Annotated in this window: 16 protein-coding genes; 7 read left to right on the top strand and 9 right to left on the bottom strand. The window is 35.2% G+C overall.

Annotation, left to right across the window (positions count from 1 at the left end; all coding sequences use genetic code 11):
• Positions 1–6 precede the first annotated feature (6 nt).
• Positions 7–3,024, bottom strand: a complete 3,018-nt coding sequence (locus CLV94_RS16805; RefSeq protein ID WP_121377678.1) for a tetratricopeptide repeat protein — start codon at positions 3,022–3,024, stop codon at positions 7–9.
• A gap of 246 nt (positions 3,025–3,270) precedes the next feature.
• On the opposite strand from CLV94_RS16805, the gene CLV94_RS16800 reads away from it, so the two are divergent.
• The 4 genes from CLV94_RS16800 (at position 3,271) to CLV94_RS16785 (ending at position 6,857) form a co-directional block, all read left to right on the top strand.
• Entirely contained in the window at positions 3,271–4,224 is a 954-nt protein-coding gene (locus CLV94_RS16800; protein WP_121377677.1) for a bifunctional helix-turn-helix transcriptional regulator/GNAT family N-acetyltransferase, read from the top strand.
• Positions 4,225–4,340: 116 nt separating this feature from the next.
• The gene (locus tag CLV94_RS16795) at positions 4,341–5,024 is read left to right on the top strand and encodes a cell division ATP-binding protein FtsE (RefSeq protein WP_121377676.1); all 684 of its coding nucleotides are present in this window, start codon (positions 4,341–4,343) and stop codon (positions 5,022–5,024) included.
• Positions 5,024–5,911: a glycosyltransferase family 2 protein gene (locus CLV94_RS16790; RefSeq protein WP_121377675.1), complete on the top strand. Its 888-nt coding sequence runs from the start codon at positions 5,024–5,026 to the stop codon at positions 5,909–5,911. Before CLV94_RS16795 ends, CLV94_RS16790 begins: the two co-directional genes overlap by 1 nt.
• Before the next feature lies 1 nt (position 5,912).
• A complete protein-coding gene (locus tag CLV94_RS16785; RefSeq protein ID WP_121377674.1) occupies positions 5,913–6,857 on the top strand; it encodes a glycosyltransferase family 2 protein in 945 nt (314 codons plus the stop codon).
• On the opposite strand, the gene CLV94_RS16780 is transcribed toward CLV94_RS16785, so the two are convergent.
• Positions 6,848–7,246 carry a sugar 3,4-ketoisomerase gene (locus CLV94_RS16780; RefSeq protein ID WP_121377673.1) on the bottom strand — a complete coding sequence of 133 codons (399 nt, stop codon included), beginning with the start codon at positions 7,244–7,246 and terminating at the stop codon, positions 6,848–6,850. The genes CLV94_RS16785 and CLV94_RS16780 overlap by 10 nt on opposite strands.
• Before the next feature lie 4 nt (positions 7,247–7,250).
• A complete protein-coding gene (locus tag CLV94_RS16775) occupies positions 7,251–8,345 on the bottom strand; it encodes a glycosyltransferase (protein WP_121377672.1) in 1,095 nt (364 codons plus the stop codon).
• Positions 8,346–8,390: 45 nt separating this feature from the next.
• Here CLV94_RS16775 and CLV94_RS16770 point away from each other — a divergent pair, with 45 nt between their 5' ends.
• A complete protein-coding gene (locus CLV94_RS16770; RefSeq protein ID WP_121377671.1) occupies positions 8,391–9,527 on the top strand; it encodes a glycosyltransferase family protein in 1,137 nt (378 codons plus the stop codon).
• A gap of 24 nt (positions 9,528–9,551) precedes the next feature.
• Positions 9,552–11,225: a hypothetical protein gene (locus CLV94_RS16765; RefSeq protein ID WP_121377670.1), complete on the top strand. Its 1,674-nt coding sequence runs from the start codon at positions 9,552–9,554 to the stop codon at positions 11,223–11,225.
• Positions 11,226–11,231: 6 nt separating this feature from the next.
• On the opposite strand, the gene CLV94_RS16760 is transcribed toward CLV94_RS16765, so the two are convergent.
• The 4 genes from CLV94_RS16760 to CLV94_RS16745 are packed head-to-tail and all read right to left on the bottom strand — an operon-like array spanning position 11,232 to position 15,364.
• Complete coding sequence (locus tag CLV94_RS16760; protein ID WP_121377669.1) at positions 11,232–11,966, bottom strand: glycosyltransferase; 735 nt, start codon at positions 11,964–11,966, stop codon at positions 11,232–11,234.
• Between the two features lie 48 nt (positions 11,967–12,014).
• A complete protein-coding gene (locus CLV94_RS16755; protein ID WP_121377668.1) occupies positions 12,015–13,292 on the bottom strand; it encodes an O-antigen translocase in 1,278 nt (425 codons plus the stop codon).
• Positions 13,293–14,390: a DegT/DnrJ/EryC1/StrS family aminotransferase gene (locus CLV94_RS16750; RefSeq protein WP_121377667.1), complete on the bottom strand. Its 1,098-nt coding sequence runs from the start codon at positions 14,388–14,390 to the stop codon at positions 13,293–13,295.
• Positions 14,387–15,364, bottom strand: a complete 978-nt coding sequence (locus CLV94_RS16745) for a GNAT family N-acetyltransferase (protein WP_121377666.1) — start codon at positions 15,362–15,364, stop codon at positions 14,387–14,389. Before CLV94_RS16745 ends, CLV94_RS16750 begins: the two co-directional genes overlap by 4 nt.
• A gap of 133 nt (positions 15,365–15,497) precedes the next feature.
• Here CLV94_RS16745 and CLV94_RS16740 point away from each other — a divergent pair, with 133 nt between their 5' ends.
• A complete protein-coding gene (locus CLV94_RS16740; protein WP_121377665.1) occupies positions 15,498–17,309 on the top strand; it encodes a T9SS type B sorting domain-containing protein in 1,812 nt (603 codons plus the stop codon).
• On the opposite strand, the gene CLV94_RS16735 is transcribed toward CLV94_RS16740, so the two are convergent.
• Positions 17,310–17,912, bottom strand: coding sequence for a trimeric intracellular cation channel family protein (locus CLV94_RS16735; RefSeq protein ID WP_121377664.1), 603 nt, complete (start codon positions 17,910–17,912; stop codon positions 17,310–17,312). It abuts the gene before it with no gap.
• 47 nt (positions 17,913–17,959) lie between these two features.
• Positions 17,960–18,703, bottom strand: coding sequence for an RDD family protein (locus tag CLV94_RS16730; RefSeq protein ID WP_121377663.1), 744 nt, complete (start codon positions 18,701–18,703; stop codon positions 17,960–17,962).
• Positions 18,704–18,722 lie beyond the last annotated feature (19 nt).

Genomic DNA, 18,722 nt, shown 5'->3' with positions numbered 1-18,722 from the left:
ATGTGATTAATTTTGAATGGATGAGTTGCGTTTTGCTTCTTCTCCTTTAATAATATCCAATTCTTTTTGGGCTTCTTCGATAACATCTGGATAGTCTTTGAAATTCTTGACAACGCTTTCCAATATATAATTTGCTTGGAAACTGTCTTTTAGTCCGTAGAAATTTTTCGCCATCACGACCAAACCTTTGGCTCCAAAATATTTATATCCTGAATAATCTTTTGCTAATTTTTGAACAGCCGTGTTTGAAGCTTCAAATTTTCCGTCTTTGTTTTTGAAATAGGCATCATAAAACAAGGCTTCGGCTGCTAACTCTCCTTTAGCAATCGTAAGCAATTTTGCATACGCTGCCTTTGCTTTCACCTCATCGTTGATTTTTATAGCAGAACGCGCCACAATTACTTGAGCATCACTTTTTACTTTATCATCTGTTTTTGCGTTCGCCAAGACTTTTTCGGCATAGACAACCGAATTTTCATAATCTTTTTGCTCATAATATGATTTCATCAAATTCGATTGCGCAAAAGTGATGTTTTGCGGATAATCTGCTTCTGTTTCCAATCTTTTCAATACTGGAATTGCTTTTGCATAATCGGCTTTTTTAAGAAGGATTTGCGATAAGCGTGCTAACGATTGTTCTGTAAATTCGTTTCGTGGTTTTGCAATCACAAACTCGTAATTCGGAATTGCATTATTCTCTAAACCATCAGCAAAATAGGACTGTGCCAGGTAGAAATTTGCTTTTAGGGAATTGATTCCGTTTGGAAATTTCGCCACATAACCGCTCAAAGCTGTAATTGCAGGCTTGACATTATTCTGCAGGTATTGTTTTTCTGCCGCTTCATAAGTATCATTATCTAGTTCGGCATCAGAAACCTCAACAAAATCTAGTGTTCTTACCCAAGTAGCATATTCGTCTACTTTTCCGTTATCCAAATAAATCAATCTGGCGGTAGACACGGCTTCTAAAGCCTCTGGAGTATTCGGGAATTCTGCCGCGACCTTTTTCAATTTCGCTAAAGCCAATTCGTCTTTTTCAGCATTATAATAAACCAAACCTTGACGCAAGATTGCTTTTGATGCATAAGAACTTCCTTTGTATTCTGCTATCAATTTGTCATACGTCTGAACGGCACTTTCAGTTTTCTTTTCAGTCACATAGGTGTTTCCAAGCTCATAAAGCGCATCATCGCGCAATTGCGATTTCGGGAAGTTTTTGACGAAATTGTTCAGGTCTTCAATCTTTTTATCGTTTCTGGAAACAAATCCGTAGCTGATTGCTTTTTGGTAGGCCGCATAATCCGCGTCGATACCTTTGATTTCGATTGCCTTGTTGTATGCATCCATCGCTGGCCAGTATTTTGCCGAAACATAATAGCTGTCTCCTAAACGTAGATAAGCGTCATTCAAACGTACTTTATCATCTTTAGGCCCTGAAATATAGCTTTGGAAATTAGTCGCCGCTTGGTCGTAGTCTTTCAGCTTGAAATACGCATATCCCAAGTTGTAATTGATGTTTTTGTATTCTGGCGTATTTTTAGCTTCGGCATCACCTAGAAACTGTTTGTATGTCAAGACGGCTTCATTAAAACTATCTAAAACGTATTCTGTTTCGGCTTTCCAGAAAGTGGCTCGTGCTGTAAATTTAGCGTTGCTCCTTTCTCCCAATGATTTTTTGAACATCGCCAAGGCTTCTTGATAATTGCCGTCTGTATACAATTCCAAACCTCGATAGAAAGTCACTTTTTGATAGGCTTCCCTGTTCGACCCTTTATTTTTTTCTAACAACACTAAAGCTTCCTTGTAGTTTTTTGAAGTGATATACGAATTGATCAAAAGTGTCTCGATTTCTGGCCTACTCGGATTATTTGGATATTTTTCAATAAATCCATTCAATACTGCTGGAATACTTTGGTACGAGTTCCCAATTTCATAACTTAATTTGGCATAATTCAAATAGGCATCTTCTTGAATTTTTGTATCAAAAACCATTTCCGAAGCATTTTTAAACGCATTCAAAGCCTGTTGTTTCTTATCGGTTTTCAAATAGCTTTCTCCCAAATGGTAATAGGCGTTCTGTGCTACGAAATCTTGTCCGTCGATAATTTTGTTGAATTGGGAAATCGCATTTTCGTAGTCATTTTGCTTGTAATAAGCATATCCTAACTGGTAAAAATCGGTATTGTTCCACTTCCCTTTTTTGCCTTTGTATTCGTTCAAGTATGGAATCGCCTTGTCGTATTGTTTTAGGTTGAAATAACTTTCCCCGATAATCTTGTTTAGTTCTGATTTTTCCATGGCATTTGATTTCGCCATGGCAGCTTTCCCTAACTCGATTGCTTTGTCAAATTTGCCGAGCTTAAAATTCATGTCTGCTTGGAAATACGACATTTTCTCTTGATATTTTTCCTCACCAGAAACCTCATCAAATAATTTTGTTGCTTTGGTATAATCATCCGATTCATAAGCCATAAATCCTAAATAGTATTTTGCTTGGGAACCGTATTCCTTAGAATTCAGCACTTGATTGAAGTAGTTAGTGGCTTCTTTTTTCTTTCCAGCAGTAAAAAAGCTATAGCCTTTTTGGAAGTCATATTTTTCTCTATCGCTGTCGCTTAACGAACCTTCATCCACTTTATCAAACCATTTAAGCGATTGTGGATATTTTCCTTGCTCAAAATAATAATGCGCTACCTCGATATACGCCTGGTTCTGCTTTGTGCTTGTTGGATAGTCTTCTACAAAACTTTCCATCATCTGATCTGCATTGGCCTGATTCAAACGAATAGCACAATTGGCAATGTAGTAGGCACAATCGGCTTCAACATCAGAATTTTTAGTATTATTTTCAGCTTTTACTTTTTCGAAAATAATTTGCGCAGCTTGGTATTGCTTGTCATTGTAAAGCGAAACTGCCTTATTGTATTCTGTTAGATCGTTAGTGTAAATTGCCGTCTGCTGTGCAAAAACCGAAGTGGTTCCTATGAATGAAAACAACAGAAATAACCTTGAGAGTCTGTGCATTTTTAATGGTTTTGTTTAAGATTCAAATATATCAAATTCTTAAGTTTATAACGGAAGCCTCTTTGGGTTTATTGTAAACAAAATTTTTAACATTTCTCAGATACAAGGTTTACGCATGAAAAAGAGCGCTTTAGACCTGTAAATTTTATGCCAATCATAAATTTCTTTTAAATTTCATAAAATACATATCACGGGAATTTAAATTTTTTATAATTTTACATAACTAATTATATACTTAATTATAAAATGAATTTATTCGAAAAAACAGGAAAGATGGCATTAGGAAGTCGGTTGCGCTTGCTTACTGCAAAAGTGACCGAAGATGCCTCAAAAATATACGAATTGTACAATGTGGAATTTTCTCCAAAATGGTTCCCTATCTTTTTTATACTTTCAGAAGAAGGCGAAAAAACAATTACGGAAATTGCTAACGATGTAGGCCATTCACAGCCATCAATTACAAAAATCATCAAGGAAATGACTATTGCTGGCTTGGTTCAAGAAAACCTGAAGACGAGCGATAAGCGTCGGAATATGGTTGCTCTGACCGAAAAAGGCAAAATTCTGTCTGAAAAATTCAGCATACAATACCAAGATGTAGGCAACGCTATTGAGAGTATCATGAACGAAGCGACTCACAATTTATGGGAAGCTATTGAAGAATGGGAATTTTTATTAGAACAAAAAACATTGTTCAAAAGAGTCCAAGAGCAAAAGAAACTTCGTGAAAGTAAAAATGTACAAATCGTAGACTATGAAAGTCGATACCACTCCGCCTTCAAGTCGCTGAATATGGAATGGATTTCTACGTATTTTGAAATGGAAGAAGCCGATTACAAAGCATTGGACAATCCAAAAGAATACATCTTAGACAAAGGAGGAAAAATACTTATCGCACTCTATGACAATGAGCCTGTTGGCGTGTGCGCCTTGATCAAAATGAACGATACCGATTTTGAAATGGCGAAAATGGCTGTTTCTCCAAAAGCACAAGGGAAAAATATCGGCTTTTTGCTCGGCGAGGCTATCGTCAAAACTGCAAAGGAATTAGGCGCTTCAAAATTATATTTGGAAAGCAATACGATATTGAAACCTGCCATTAATCTCTATTATAAATTGGGTTTTCAAAAAGTAGCCGGACTTCCAACGCCCTACAAACGATGCAATATTCAGATGGAATTGAATTTATTGGAAAAATAATATTGGAAATTCATCAAAAAACTAGAAGATAATTCTGAAACTTTAGAAAGTGATTTACAATTTAATTTTGATAAAGCACGTTAACTTATTACTTTTACCACATAAACGAAATTATTATGTCGCAACCAGTACTTTTTTTGAGAAACGTAAATATCTATCAAGAGAAAAATCTCATTTTATCGAATGTAAATATTGAAGTAAAACACGGCGAATTCTTATATATTATTGGAAAAACCGGTTCCGGAAAAAGTAGTTTCATGAAAACTTTGTATGCGGATCTTCCGTTAACTGAAGGCCAAGGCAGCATTGTTGATTATGACCTGGCGGCATTGAAGGAAAAAAACATTCCGTATTTGAGACGCAAAATCGGAATTGTTTTCCAAGATTTTAAATTGCTTCCCGACCGAAATGTAAACGAGAATATGGTATTTGTCTTAAAAGCCACTGGCTGGACAGACAAGCAAGAAATGCAAGACAAAATTGAAGAAGTTTTAGAAAAAGTCGGAATGAAAAATTTCGCCAACAAGATGCCGCACCAATTATCAGGAGGCGAGCAGCAGCGAATTGCGATTGCAAGAGCTTTGCTAAACGATCCGGAAATTATCTTGGCCGATGAGCCTACGGGAAATCTTGACCCGCAAACTAGCGTTGAAGTCATGGAGGTATTGCGAAAAATCAACATGAACGGAAAGACTATCATCATGGCAACACATGATTATGCGTTATTGATGAAATATCCTGCCAAGACCTTAAAATGCGATAGCGGTTCTGTATTTGAAGTAGTTCAGAGAACGGTTTAATGATTTCAATCTTAATCCCGACATATAATTTTGATATTTTCCCGCTTGTTTCTTCCTTACACGAACAAGCAAAAAAGCTAACTATTGAATACGAAATTATATGCTTGGACGATGCTTCAAAAAAATATCATATTGAAAATCAAAAAATTAACACACTAGATCATTGCTCGTATACTATCTTAGAAAAAAATATCGGTCGAAGCGCCATACGTAATCTTTTGGCAAAAAAAGCACGCTTTGAAAACTTGTTGTTTCTTGATGCTGACGTAATTCCGATAGAGGAAGATTTTGTTTCCAATTATGTTTCCCAAATCAATTCCGAAGAAAAAGTAGTGTACGGTGGCATCCGCTATCAAAAGGACAAACCCGGCAAAGACCAAATTTTAAGATGGGTCTACGGCAATTCGAGAGAAGCTCTTCCTATTGAACAACGTCAGAAGAATCCATATCTAGCGTTTCTGACCTTAAATTTCATGATCAAAAAGTCAGTTTTCAAAACTGTTTCTTTTAATGAGGAAATTCCAAATTTGAGGCATGAGGACACGTTGTTTTCTTATGATTTAAAAAAAGCTGGCATCAAGGTCGTCCACATTGAAAACCCAGTTTATCATCTGGGACTGGAAAGCAGCAAGGTCTTTTTAAGAAAATCCGAAGAAGCTTTAATCGGACTCGACTATTTGATCAACAACAAATTGATTGTTCCAGAATACGTCAAGTTATCTGAATACTACAAAACATTGAACAAATATGGCATCAAAGGCTTATATTTATTCTTTTATAAAACTTTCAAGTCCGCTTTTTTAAATAATCTTTTAGGAAAAAATCCATCATTATTCGCTTTTGACCTGTTCCGATTAGGATATTTTTGTGATTTAAAAACAAAGTAGCATGCCTTTATTCTCTGTCATAGTTCCCTTATACAACAAAGAAAAAAGCATCCAAAACACTTTAAAAAGTGCTCTGGACCAGACTTTTACTGACTTTGAGATTATAATCATAAATGATGGCTCTACCGATCAAAGCGAATCCAAAGCACTCGCAATTAACGATTCCAGAATTAGGCTGTTTTCAACAGAAAATCAAGGTGTTTCAGCTGCACGAAATTATGGAATTGCAAAAGCTTCGGGAACTCTTATCGCTTTTCTGGATGCAGATGACTATTGGTTTCCAAATCATTTGAAACAACTGTCAGAACTTTATGAAATGTTTCCACAATGTGGTCTTTACTGCACAAATTATGAACGGTTTTACAATCCGAATAAGATTATCAAACCAACCTATATAGCTATTCCTCATCATCCATGGAAAGGCATTGTAAACGATTTTTTTCAGTCAAGCTATATCGACAGGATTGCATGGACATCTGCGGTTGCTGTGCCCAAAACAGTTATTGATACGGCTGGGAATTTTAAAACGACAATTACTTTAGGAGCTGGAGAAGACACCGATTTATGGTTACGAATTGCTTTACGATTTGATGTTGCTTTTGACAATGAAATTTCGGCAAGGCACATGCTAGATGCTGAAAATAGGGTTTCATTGGCAAGTACTTTGAAGCGTTCTTTTGCGAAGCTTGACGAATTTAAAGAGGAAGAAAAAAATAATCCGTCATTAAAAAAATATTTAGACCTACATCGGATTTTCTTTGCAATACGTCATAAACTAGCCGGAGATGTAAAGACTTTTAATTTTTATATGCAGTCTGTCGATCGTTCAAATATTCCTTTCAAAACGAAAATTATATTGGCGATGCCGACATTTTTGATTCGAAAGTTATATGCTTTCAAAAAATATCTGGAGCAGAAAAATATCTTGATTTCAATCTACGATTGATTTACATACGCTAAAAATTGATCCAACTCTCTAATATAATCATCTTCTTCATAAACTTCTGAAGCAATAACAAGACATACGGCTCCTGATGAAAAGTTTTCTAATTCTCTCCAGATTGTTGGTTTTATAAGAAGTCCTTTGTCTGGTTTGTTGAGCGTAATTATCTGATTTTCTCTGCCATCGTTTAGTACAACGTCGAAGCTTCCTGATAACGGAATCAGCAGCTGTATCAAGTTTTTATGCGCATGTCCGCCGCGATGAGAATTGCTCGGGACATCAAATAGGTAATAAACACGCTTGATATCAAAAGGAACGACGTCGTTTTCGATAACGGCAATATTTCCTCTATAATCTTCAATTTTTGGGATTTCAATAATTTCGATATTCATTTACCTATTTGTTAATTTTTAAATATTCTAACCATTCAGCACCAATTTTTTCTACAGAAAAACGCTGTATGCTTTCCAATGCATTTTCTTTGCAAGTTGCCAGCAGGGTTTCGTTTTGATCCATTTCATCCATCGCATGCACAAATTCCTCAAAATCTTGATCTTTGACCAAAAGTCCATTCTTGCCATTTTCTATTAATTCATTAGGTCCCGACTTGCAATCAAAAGAAACAACTGGTACGCCACAAGCTAAAGATTCAGTGATAATATTAGGCAACCCTTCATGTTTGCTCGTCAGCAGCGTAAATTTAGCACGTTTTATAAATTTAAACGGATTCTTTTGAAAATCCAAAAACACTACCTTATCTTCAACCTCTTCGGATTTGGCTAATTCCTGCAAGTATTTTTTTTGAGGGCCATTGCCTAGCAGAACCAATTTTATATTTTTCATCGGAAGCCTTGAAGCGGCATAGGCCTTAATCATCTTATCGAACTGCTTGTTGTTGTCAAAAACCATTCTTCCGGCGGCCAAAACGTATTCAAAATCCAGATCGATATTTTCTTTTGAAAGAACGGTAATTTTATCAATTTCAAGCGGATTATAAATCGTTCTTAGGTTTTTATAGCCGTATTTTCCCTTAACCTTCGCTTCAATTTCTTTGGATACGCAGACAATTCCGTAGGCGTTAGAAAAAATAGTCTTTGCTATAAGATTATTTTTCGGAAAATACCAATCCGTATTATAGCTATGAATCATCACTACATAAGGAACTTTATAAATCATCTTCGCAATTAAAAATTCCTTAAGCTGGTTGTTTCTAGCGCGTACGTCGATAATGTAATCAAAATTATGTTGCTTGATATACTTTTTAAGCACCAAAAATCTTTTGAGATTGTTTAAAAGTCCATTGCCGTTGTCTTTCAGCTTGCCGAGGTTCAGCAATTTTCCAGAGAAATCGTAGGTTATCTCATCTGTGATGATCACATTATGGACATCGATGTTTTTGCTGAAAAAAAAATTTGATAAAATAGCATGAATCTTGTCGGCACCGCCATTTGAAAGATTATTTCCAATCAAACATATTTTCGTTTGATGCATCTGTTGCTACTTTTTTAATTATTTTTGAAGCAAATATAAACAATTATGAGGATTCTACTCGTTGGAGAATTCAGCCGATTACACAATTCGTTAAAGGAAGGACTTACTGCTTTAGGACATGAAGTGCATATTGTAGGTACCGGAGATGATTTTAAAAAATATCCTGTTGATTTCTCAATTGCTTCGAGAGTAATTCCTTCTAATGGCTTATTTCGATTCTGCAACAAGGTTTTCAAGAAAGTTTTTATGCTGGATTTGGAAGCATTGGAAAGAGCCTCTAGATTCCGAAAGCTTTTACCTCAACTGAAAAATTACGATGTCGTTCAATTGATTAATTCAAATGCAATTGAAACTTCGCCTAGACTAGCGGAAAAACTTTACCGAAAACTATTTGCACAAAACAACAAAAAATTCCTTTTGATTTGCGGGGACGAAACTCCAATTGTAGAAGTCTTATTAAAAAACAATTTAAAATATTCGGTACTTACGCCTTATTTTGATGATGCTTCAAATAAAAAATATTACAATTATACTTTGAGTTATGTAGGAAAGCAACAGAAAAAGCTTTTTAATTTCTTGAAATCTAACTGCGATGGAATATTGGTTTCTGATTTGGATTATAAGATCCCGATGGAGCATACTGACATTGATTTTTCATTGATTCCAAATCCGATAAATACAGATAAGCTTAAGTTCTCGCCGATAAAAATTGATTCAAGGATTATCATTTTCCATGGTATTAATAAATATAGCTCTGTCAAAAAAGGAAGTGCTATTTTTTTAGAGGCGTTATCAAAAATAGAAGTAAAGTACAAAGACAAAGTCGAAATCATAATAGTGAATAGCTTGGCTTATGACGAATATCAAAAGTATTTGCAATCGGCACATATACTTCTTGATCAGATCTACTCTTTTGACCAAGGATATAATGCTTTGGAAGCCATGGCGCAAGGAAAAGTCGTTTTTACGGGAGCTGAATCTGAATTTTACGACTATTATCAATTAACCGATAAAGTGGCTGTAAATGCTTTGCCAGATGTAGATTCTATAGTAGATCAACTATCGTTCTTAATCGAAAATCCAGAAGAATTAGCTAAAATGGGTAGGAATGCACGAGCGTTCGTTGAAAAGGAGCATCATTTTATTAAAATTGCTGAGAGGTATTTAGAAAACTGGCAATAAATCTATAGTCGAAAAAAATAATTCATGAAAACAATTTCAACAAATACCATCTACTGTTCTTTATTTTTTATCGTTGTAGCCATTTATTGTTTATTCACGGCACGTTATGGATTTGAAACTTGGGATACTGGATATATTCCCAGTTTTTCATGGAGAATTGCAAACGGACAAGATGTCTATAAAGATTTTGTCTATAAAGCTCCACCGTCAACTTTATATTTTCAGGCCATTTTTATTAAAATACTTCCTATAGCGGGTCAATTTTATTATATCAAAATTGTCAACTATTTGCTGTTTGCTTTGCAAGTGTTTTTAGCCGTTAAAAGTTTTACTAATTTTTATCCGCTTCCTTTTAAATTTAATAAGTGGGCCTTAATGACGGTAGGATTTGTCATTTCATTATTGAATTTCACGGCGTATCCGTGGCCTACAACAGATGGCCTGCTCTTTGCTGTAATTGCTTTATATATTCTCTCTTTAAGCAGGAATGGAAAATCGAGTATAGTTCAACTTTTGGCAATCGCTTTTTTTTGTTTCTTATCAGCACTTACAAAACAATCCTTTTATTTAATTCCTTTTGGTTTCTTTTTAGTGATTGCCTGTATGCAAGGAATAAAAAAAGGCGTACAATTCTTAGCTTTTTTATTGGTCTTCATTTCACTATTCTTTTTGTGGATAAACTACACATCATCTATTAATAATTTTCTAGAGCAAACAACTGGACAGACGCATTTTAAAGACCTTCTTTATTCAGGTTTTTTAGATTATGTGTGGACGTATCCTAAAGTATCTTTTTTACTGCCCTTAATCATTCTGCTGGCGTATTTATTATTGTATTTTCCAAAAAAGAAAGCAATCACTTTTCCAGAATATTTAAAAAATCTCTCTATTGTTCTGCTTGTCGTTTCTATTGCTTTATGCGTTTTTAGAGAATTTCTGATCGCTTCAAGAATTGCAATGCTTTCTGCTACTTTTGCTGTAATCAGTAAAATAATTAAGGACCGAAATAACTTCAAGTATTATATTCCAATTCTCCTGACTCTTTTGATTGCTTGGAGCTGTTCAATAAGCATGGGTTACAATTATCCTATTTTCTTTTCAACGGGTATAATCCTATCATTATCAATCTTATTTTCAGAAGACTTAGACAAAGTCTATAATCCGAAATTATTTATTTTGGGTGGAAGTATTATTTTACTGTTAGCCTATTCTTCCAACTTTAGGCCTTATAGAGAAAAACAAATTTCTGAATTAAACTATCCTTTAGATACTATTTCTCCAAAGCTAAAATACCTCAAAACCAATAAAGACAACAGAAACAAGTTACTCGATCTTAAGTCTCTGGTTGAAAAATACGGCAATCGTTATATTGTTGCTCCAAGTTTTCCAATGGCACATTACGTATTTAACACTCAAAGTGTTTTACCCGCAGATTGGCTTACAAACAACGAGGTGAATAGAGATCCTAGTCGTTTTCTGAGGATTGCAGCAAAAAAAGAAAATTTTATTTTTTTAGAAAAAAGCTTTCTTGATGGTGGTGAGGAATTTATGTTTGACAAAAAAGAAGATTTTAGCGTAATTGCCGTATACATCTATAAAAACTTCAAAAAGATAGACGAAACAAAACATTTCATAATCTACAACACAATAGAAAAAAATGAAGAATTTCCTGTCATCGCAAGAAAATCAGTTCATTAAAAAATATTAACTGTTTTTTTTAGAATAGTGAAAATATATCTTTAAAATTTGAAATGGAAAAATCAAGAACTCTTTTAGTTTTATAGATGTTTTGCCTTTTTCGATCCAAATATCCAATGGATATTCGCTAGCAGTTGTTAGAAAGTTGGGGTATGTTGTTTTATAGCGTAATAGCATTTCGACATCAAAAATCCATCGCGTTAAAAATGGTTTTTCAAAAAGTGTTTTTGCGACGTCAGCTTTTATGATTTTTGCACCACACTGGGTATCATAAACTGGAACACGCAAAATGAATTTACTTATTACAGTGGCAAAAATTCGTCCGAAATAGTGCCTTACCTGCGATCTTATAACTTGATTACCTAAAAGCTTTACGCGGCTTCCCAAGACAATATTTAGGTGGGGATTTCTTTTTGCATAGTCCAATAGTTTTATCATTTCTGATACAGGCGTTGAAAAATCAGCATCCAGATAGCCGATATAGTCGTATTGATTTTGTGCATGAAGCATACCTTTTCTTATGGCCTCGGCTTTCCCTGAATTTTGAGACAAATCATACGTTTCACAATTTGATAATTTATCAGAAAGCCCTTTTAAAATACCTAAAGTAGCATCTACACTACCATCATTTACCAATAAAAAATCTATCTCTTCTGATTCTTCAATGATTTGGAGATATTCATCAGATGATATTCTTTTTTCTTCGTTGTAAAAGGGTATGATAAAAAGACTTTTGTTCATTCTAAAGTTCTTAGTATTAAAATTAATAAAGGTAATAAGACGTTTATATTATAGCTTCATAGTGCTTCTAAAATAAATACTCAACACCAAAAAATACAGCAGATATGTAAATGCATGTGCCATCACTATGCCTTCTATACCATAATCCGCTATAAAATATAGAGTTGAGGCGTATAAGACGGCTAAAGATAATAGCTCAGAAATAATAAAAGCTACTGTCATTTTTTTAGCAAAGAATTCAAATCCAAGTATGAGTGATGCTACTTTAAGCGTGTCGCCTATCAGCTGCCACTTGAATAGGTTTTCGACGGGCATAAAGTCTTTCGTAAACAGAAAAGCCACAATGAAATGCCTTAGCACATAAATGATACCAGCGGTAAAAATAAAAATCGGCAAAATGGTCTTATAATAGCTATAAAAAACAGTTTTAGTCTCTTTTTTTGCGGTAGCTAATATTAATTTTGGCAGAAAATAAACAGTCAGTAAGGTAGAAATAAACATCAAATAATTGGATGAAATTCTTTCCATCGCTGACCAATATCCAGCTTGTTCTGTGCCTAATTTTTCAATCACATTATTCCGAATTGCCAGAAAGACCAATGGGCCTAAGAATCCCGAAACTAGAGCCATCAGTGAAAAGGACGATAGGCTTTTGATAATGTCAAAATCAAAAGACTGGAAGCTGATATACTTCCATAAATCCATCTCGGCTCTAAAATAAATAAAGGTAACAAACAAGAGTAAGGCTGGTGTAACCACTACCGAAATCAAGGCACCTGCTATATTGAGTTCCCAGATTAAGATTACAGAAACGATGAGTCCAATAATACTACCAAAAATATTGATGTAGATTATCTTATTGTATTTTCCAAAACCATTCAGTATGCTCACCAAAAAAACATTGAGGACATAAAACGGTACAGAAAAAGCTAAGACAATAAATACAAAATCAAAATTGTGATGAGCTCCGAAAACCTGCTCGTTCCAGTAGCCACTAAATAAAAAAAGGACAAAGGCAAATAGTATCGAAGAGCACAATAACGTAATAAAAGTGGTGGAAATTATTTTTTTGATATGAGCTTCGTCATTTTGATTTTCTGCAGCATATTTTACGATTCCATTTTGGAAGCCTAAGGTCGTAATCGTTTCTACCGAAGAAAAAAAGTTCCTCATATTTCCGACCAACGCCATTCCGGGAGCTCCTAAAAAAAGGGCAATAATCTTGGATGACAGAATTCCTATTAAAATTTTTATGACAACACTGATACTATTCAAAGAGGTTACTTTGAACAGTGATGATGCTACTATTTTTTTTATAGAAATCAATTAGAATTTATTAATAATTTGAATCACATAGCCAACCTCTTCCTCGCTCATGACAGGACTTATTGGCAAGCTCAAAACTTCCCTGTGAATCTTTTCAGTAATCGGGAAAGATAATTCTTTGAGAAAAGAAAGCGCTTTTTGCTGGTGAGGTGGAATCGGATAATGAATCAAGGTTTGGATATTATTTTTCAGTAAATACTCTTGAAATCCTTTCCTATCAGCTGTCCTGACAACAAAAAGATGAAAAACATGATTATCGGAATCGTCATAAAACGGCAAAGTAATCTTATTGTTTTTTATTTCGGACAAATACCGTCTTGCTATTTTCTGCCTGATCGTATTTTCGGCATCAAGATTTGGCAATTTTACCGTTAAGAATGCTGCCTGCAATTCATCCAGTCGGGAATTAATTCCGATATAATCATTAACGTACTTTGTTTCGGATCCGTAGTTGCGTAAAGAAAAAAGCATTCTTGCCAATTCTTCATCATTTGTGGTAATGGCCCCCGCATCGCCCAAAGCGCCTAGGTTTTTACCTGGATAAAAGCTAAATCCTGCGGCATCGCCTATGCTTCCTGCTTTTTTTGAATTTAAAACGGCTCCATGACTTTGCGCCGCATCTTCGATCACCAACAGTTTATATTTCTTTGCTATGGAATTAATTTCTTGCATCGGAGACAACTGTCCATACAAATGAACAGGCAAAATTGCTTTAGTTTTTGGCGTTATGGCCTTCTCTATTTCTTTAGCGTCGATGTTGTAGGTTTCAAGATTTGGCTCGACTAAAACCGGAACTAAATCTGCTTGAAGTACCGCTAAGATACTCGCAATGTAAGTATTTGCAGGAATGATCACCTCATCCCCTTTTTGGATTCTACCTAATTGAATATACGCTTTAAAAATCAAGACCAAAGCATCCAAGCCATTTCCAACGCCAATACAATATTTGACGCCGCAATATGCCGCAAAATTATGCTCAAAAGCTTTGATTTCTTCGCCTAAAATATACCAGCCTTTCTCTGAGATATCTTTTAGCTTTGCTTGGAAAGCCGCTTGATACGGTTCGTTTATTTTCTTTAAATCCAGAAATTTTATCATATCAAAACATTTTCTAGCTTGTTGTAATTGGAGGTTGAGATTTCATAAAAATCCTGAGTCAGAGTCCTTGCCCCGAAACTTTCCTTCCAAAAAATAAGTCCTTCATTAAGTTTTTGCCCGTTTTGTTCATTAGAAATTCCAAAATCAAAAAACCGCTTATCGGGAAATACATCAACAATCAAGTGATGGTACAGAAGGTCTAACGAACCTAGCTCGTTTTTATTATTTTGTCCAGAAACATACTGAGGATGAGCAACATTTTTAGAAATAAAAATAGTTGTCCCTGCAACAATCTTATCTTGATAATAGACATTAAAATGCCTAATGTTTTCTGGAAACAAACGATGCAACTTTTCGATTTCTTCAACAGTATGAACAGGTTTTGCGTTATGCTTTTCTGAGATATTCGGAATCAATATTTCGTCCCAAAACAACTTAAAATTAGGCTCTTCTTTGATTATCAAGCCCAACTGCTGTCCTCTTCTTACACACGCTCTTCTAGCTCTAGAGATCTTGTATGGTTTAGAATTGTCAATAACAGACAAAGCATCTCTTCGTGTCAATTTTGCATCGACTAAGAATAAAGCGTAATTTAATTCGTCGGAAGGAAAATCAAAATAAATAGAAGGCATCATCTTGAAATGAAGCTTTTGGATTCCGTTGGATTCTAAAAACTGCAATACGCTCTTGAAAACTGAAATCATTATGGACTGTTTCATCTTTTCATCGCACACAATTCCCCCGTAAGTCAATCCTTGATGAGAAAAAATAGCGTCGCCGACAACATTAGCTGGCAAGACCGCTTCCCAATTTTCACCATCTAAAATAATCAATGAAAAATCCTGAAACCTATCGCTGTGGTATTCCATAAAATCTCTATGAAATAAAAATGTCGCATTTTTGGCTTTATCCACAAAAGCGTTCCAATTATCGTAGTCTTCGGCTTTATATTTTCTAACGGTATAGTTTCTCACGGCCTATTTTTATGCTTTGGAAAAGTACTAATTTTTTAGATAAGATTAAGGCATTCGTAAAAGGTAATTTTATTTTGTTAACATACTCTATTATAAATAAATACTATCTTTATATCTTTCAATTGATTATCGAGTGAATCTAAAACTACCAATTAGAAACATTATCGTCTTTTTACTTTTCTCTTGCACCGTTCTAGCGCAAGATGTAGCTTTATTCCAACAATTCAACGGCCGTTATGATTTCACGATTGTAGGAAATACGCTCAATACTTCAGAAAACAATCTCAATACCTTATGTTCTATTTCCACTTCTTCTTCTGCAACTTTGACAATGGATGCAACAGATGAAATTGAAAAAGCTTATCTCTATTGGGCCGGTTCGGGCACAGGCGATTTGAATGTGCTTCTAAACGGAACGCCTATAACTTCTGAAAGGAATTTCGCTTTTTTCCAAAATGATTTAGACTATTTCTGCGCTTTTACAGATGTGACGACACAAATCCGCACGACTGGAAACGGAAATTATACGTTATCAGACCTGGATGTTTCTCCGTTTTTAAATCCGACGCATTATTGCAACAACCGTACAAACTTTGCCGGTTGGGCCATCGTAATTATCTACAAAAACGAAAGCCTTCCTCTGAATCAAATCAATGTCTACGACGGACTGCAGGGTGTTTCAAGAACGCAGAATGACCTGACCTTGACGTTAAATAGCCTGAATGTAATTGATAATGTCGGTTCTAAAATTGGATTTATTGCTTGGGAAGGCGATGTTAACCTCCCTAATCCTGGGTTTACGGAATCTTTAAAAATTAACGGGAATACTTTAAGCAATGCCTTAAATCCTCCAAATAATGCCTTTAACGGCACTAATACTTTTACAGGTTCCAGCACCTTGTACAACATGGATTTGGATGTTTATGAAATCCAAGACTTTATAGATATCAGTGACGAATCGGTAGAAATTCAGCTTACTTCGCAGCAGGATTTTGTAATGATTACCACCGTGCTTACCAAATTAAATAACCAGCTTCCAGATGCGACCATTTCAATTGATAATGTTGCTTTAGAATGCAATTCGCGACGCATCATTGTAGATTATACCGTATACAATCTAGATAGTACTGATTCTCTAATTGCAGAAGTTCCTATTTCGATTTATGCGAACGGAATCTTGATTGAGCAAACCTTGACAGTCCCTCCTATCCCGATTGGAGGAAGCTATAGCGATAGTATCCATCTTACGATACCTGATGAAATTCCGAATGATTTTACTCTAAAATTTGTAGTCGACGATGCCGGAAATGGAACTGGAATCGTAACCGAATTAAATGAAATGAACAACAATTTTTCTGTTGCTGTTTCTTTTCTGGTTTCTCCAGAATTTAATCCGCTCGAAACGATTTTCGCCTGCAATGAAGGCCTAAAAAAAGGAACTTTCAATTTTTCGCATTATGAAGACGCTGTAAAGATTGACCCTAGTTATGTAGTTCATTTTTTTGCGTCTAAAGAGGAAGCTGAATCTAACGAAAACCCGATTCTTAATTCGCATAATTATATTGCTTCGGTAACGCCAAAAGAAATCTTTGTGAGGATAGAAGATGAAAATTGCTATAGTATTACTTCTTTTTTATTAGACACAAAAAACTGCCCGCCAACAGTCTATAATGCTGTTACTGCCAATGATGACGGGTGGAATGATTTTTTCTTTATAGACGGATTACGAGATATCTTTTTGAATTTCGAATTGCTTATCTATAACCGTTGGGGCACGTTGGTGTGGACAGGAAATAACAATACCGAAAACTGGTATGGGAAAGCAACTAAAGGAATTGAAATCAGCGGGACCAATCTTCCAGACGGCACCTATTATTATGTCTTAGATCTCAACGATCCAGATTATAAAACTCCTCTAACAGGGTATGTTTATCTGACCCGATAATTATTTTTGGTTCAAGGCTGGAAGATACCATTTGAACTTGACAGCCATCAAGCGAATTGCGATCATCACGCAGGAAGTTATCAGATAAAGAATATCGTTATCAAGATTCCAGCGTTTTAAGATGAAAAACAAAATCCCCCCAATAATGCAGATTGTGGCATAAATTTCTCTTCTGAAAATCACAGGTATTTCATTGCATAGAATGTCTCGAGTGACACCGCCAAAACAAGCTGTCATCGTCCCCAAAGCAATACAAATAATCGGGTGAAGATTCGTGTCTAATCCTTTTTCAAGGCCAATCAACGTAAAAACGCCCAAGCCAATCGTATCAAATAAAAACAAAGAAGTTCTGAGCCTGTCTAGTTTCTTCCTGAAAATAATAGCGAGGAAATAGCCAGCAATGATAAAATACACATAATTCAAGTCGCGCATCCATCCCACAGGAGTACGTCCGATCATAATGTCCCTTAATGTACCGCCACCAACAGCAGTCACAAAAGCAATAATAAAAACTCCGAATGGATCGAGTTTCTTGTTCATTGCCGTCAGTGCGCCAGATAGCGCAAAAGCCATGGTTCCGATAATATCTAAAAGATAAAACATAGTAATTTCAGGAAATTATTTAGTGTATTCGTAATTCGTAATTCTAATTACATTTTTTGAGTATAATAATTATAGTCTTTCAAAATCGTCTTGATGAAATCTTCATCATTTCCAGACTGGTTTCTAATACCGGTAACATCTTCTACTTTCGTCTTCAATCTTGAAAGCATATGGAAATCGCGATTGGCCCTTGCGCTATGAAACGTTTCCTTAATGATTCGTGCATCATTATCGCTTAGCTTTATCACCAACGGATAAGTCGGCACATAACTGTTGTCAATTTCCTCCAAAATCGTATGGTTGATGTTGATATTATTTTTTAGCGTGATTACCGAAGTGCCAGCAGTCATATCTCCAAGGCGTTGCGATTTTTCACTAGAAATAATAGCTATCAATCCCACAATACCGCCACTGAAACTAACATCAACAATCCTAAAAACCCAACGCATTAAGTAATCGCCAAAAGAAGCCTGATAGCCGTCAATTTTAACGACTTTTATTTTCATAAGCTTTTTGCCTAAAGTCTGCCCTTCTAATAAACTTTCCAAAAGAAGCGAATAAAAAATGACCGGCATATAAAACAAAACTAATATTGAAATTCTGGACCAATTATCCATTTTGTCCAATAGCTTATTGATACCCAGTCCATAGAAAAAAATAGAATACACAACAATAGCATAGGCCGTTTTAGCCAGAAAATCAAGCAGGTATGCTAAAATCCTATCACCTATAGAGGCTGCCGTAAAATTAATATTGACATTTTGCGTCGTATTTATAGATAATTGTGTCATATTTTATATTTTAGCATCA

This window comes from Flavobacterium endophyticum, assembly GCF_003634455.1.
GTDB lineage: Bacteria > Bacteroidota > Bacteroidia > Flavobacteriales > Flavobacteriaceae > Flavobacterium > Flavobacterium endophyticum.
Note: the sequence above shows the minus strand (reverse complement) of the source record. Positions and strands in the feature narration are given on the sequence as shown.

Excerpts from the sequence above, each read along its gene's own strand:
- CLV94_RS16805 (WP_121377678.1), bottom strand. The coding sequence starts at position 3,024 with ATGCACAGACTCTCAAGGTTATTTCTGTTGTTTTCATTCATAGGAACC.
- CLV94_RS16800 (WP_121377677.1), top strand. The coding sequence starts at position 3,271 with ATGAATTTATTCGAAAAAACAGGAAAGATGGCATTAGGAAGTCGGTTG.
- CLV94_RS16795 (WP_121377676.1), top strand. The coding sequence starts at position 4,341 with ATGTCGCAACCAGTACTTTTTTTGAGAAACGTAAATATCTATCAAGAG.
- CLV94_RS16790 (WP_121377675.1), top strand. The coding sequence starts at position 5,024 with ATGATTTCAATCTTAATCCCGACATATAATTTTGATATTTTCCCGCTT.
- CLV94_RS16785 (WP_121377674.1), top strand. The coding sequence starts at position 5,913 with ATGCCTTTATTCTCTGTCATAGTTCCCTTATACAACAAAGAAAAAAGC.
- CLV94_RS16780 (WP_121377673.1), bottom strand. The coding sequence starts at position 7,246 with ATGAATATCGAAATTATTGAAATCCCAAAAATTGAAGATTATAGAGGA.
- CLV94_RS16775 (WP_121377672.1), bottom strand. The coding sequence starts at position 8,345 with ATGCATCAAACGAAAATATGTTTGATTGGAAATAATCTTTCAAATGGC.
- CLV94_RS16770 (WP_121377671.1), top strand. The coding sequence starts at position 8,391 with ATGAGGATTCTACTCGTTGGAGAATTCAGCCGATTACACAATTCGTTA.
- CLV94_RS16765 (WP_121377670.1), top strand. The coding sequence starts at position 9,552 with ATGAAAACAATTTCAACAAATACCATCTACTGTTCTTTATTTTTTATC.
- CLV94_RS16760 (WP_121377669.1), bottom strand. The coding sequence starts at position 11,966 with ATGAACAAAAGTCTTTTTATCATACCCTTTTACAACGAAGAAAAAAGA.
- CLV94_RS16750 (WP_121377667.1), bottom strand. The coding sequence starts at position 14,390 with ATGATAAAATTTCTGGATTTAAAGAAAATAAACGAACCGTATCAAGCG.
- CLV94_RS16735 (WP_121377664.1), bottom strand. The coding sequence starts at position 17,912 with ATGTTTTATCTTTTAGATATTATCGGAACCATGGCTTTTGCGCTATCT.
- CLV94_RS16730 (WP_121377663.1), bottom strand. The coding sequence starts at position 18,703 with ATGACACAATTATCTATAAATACGACGCAAAATGTCAATATTAATTTT.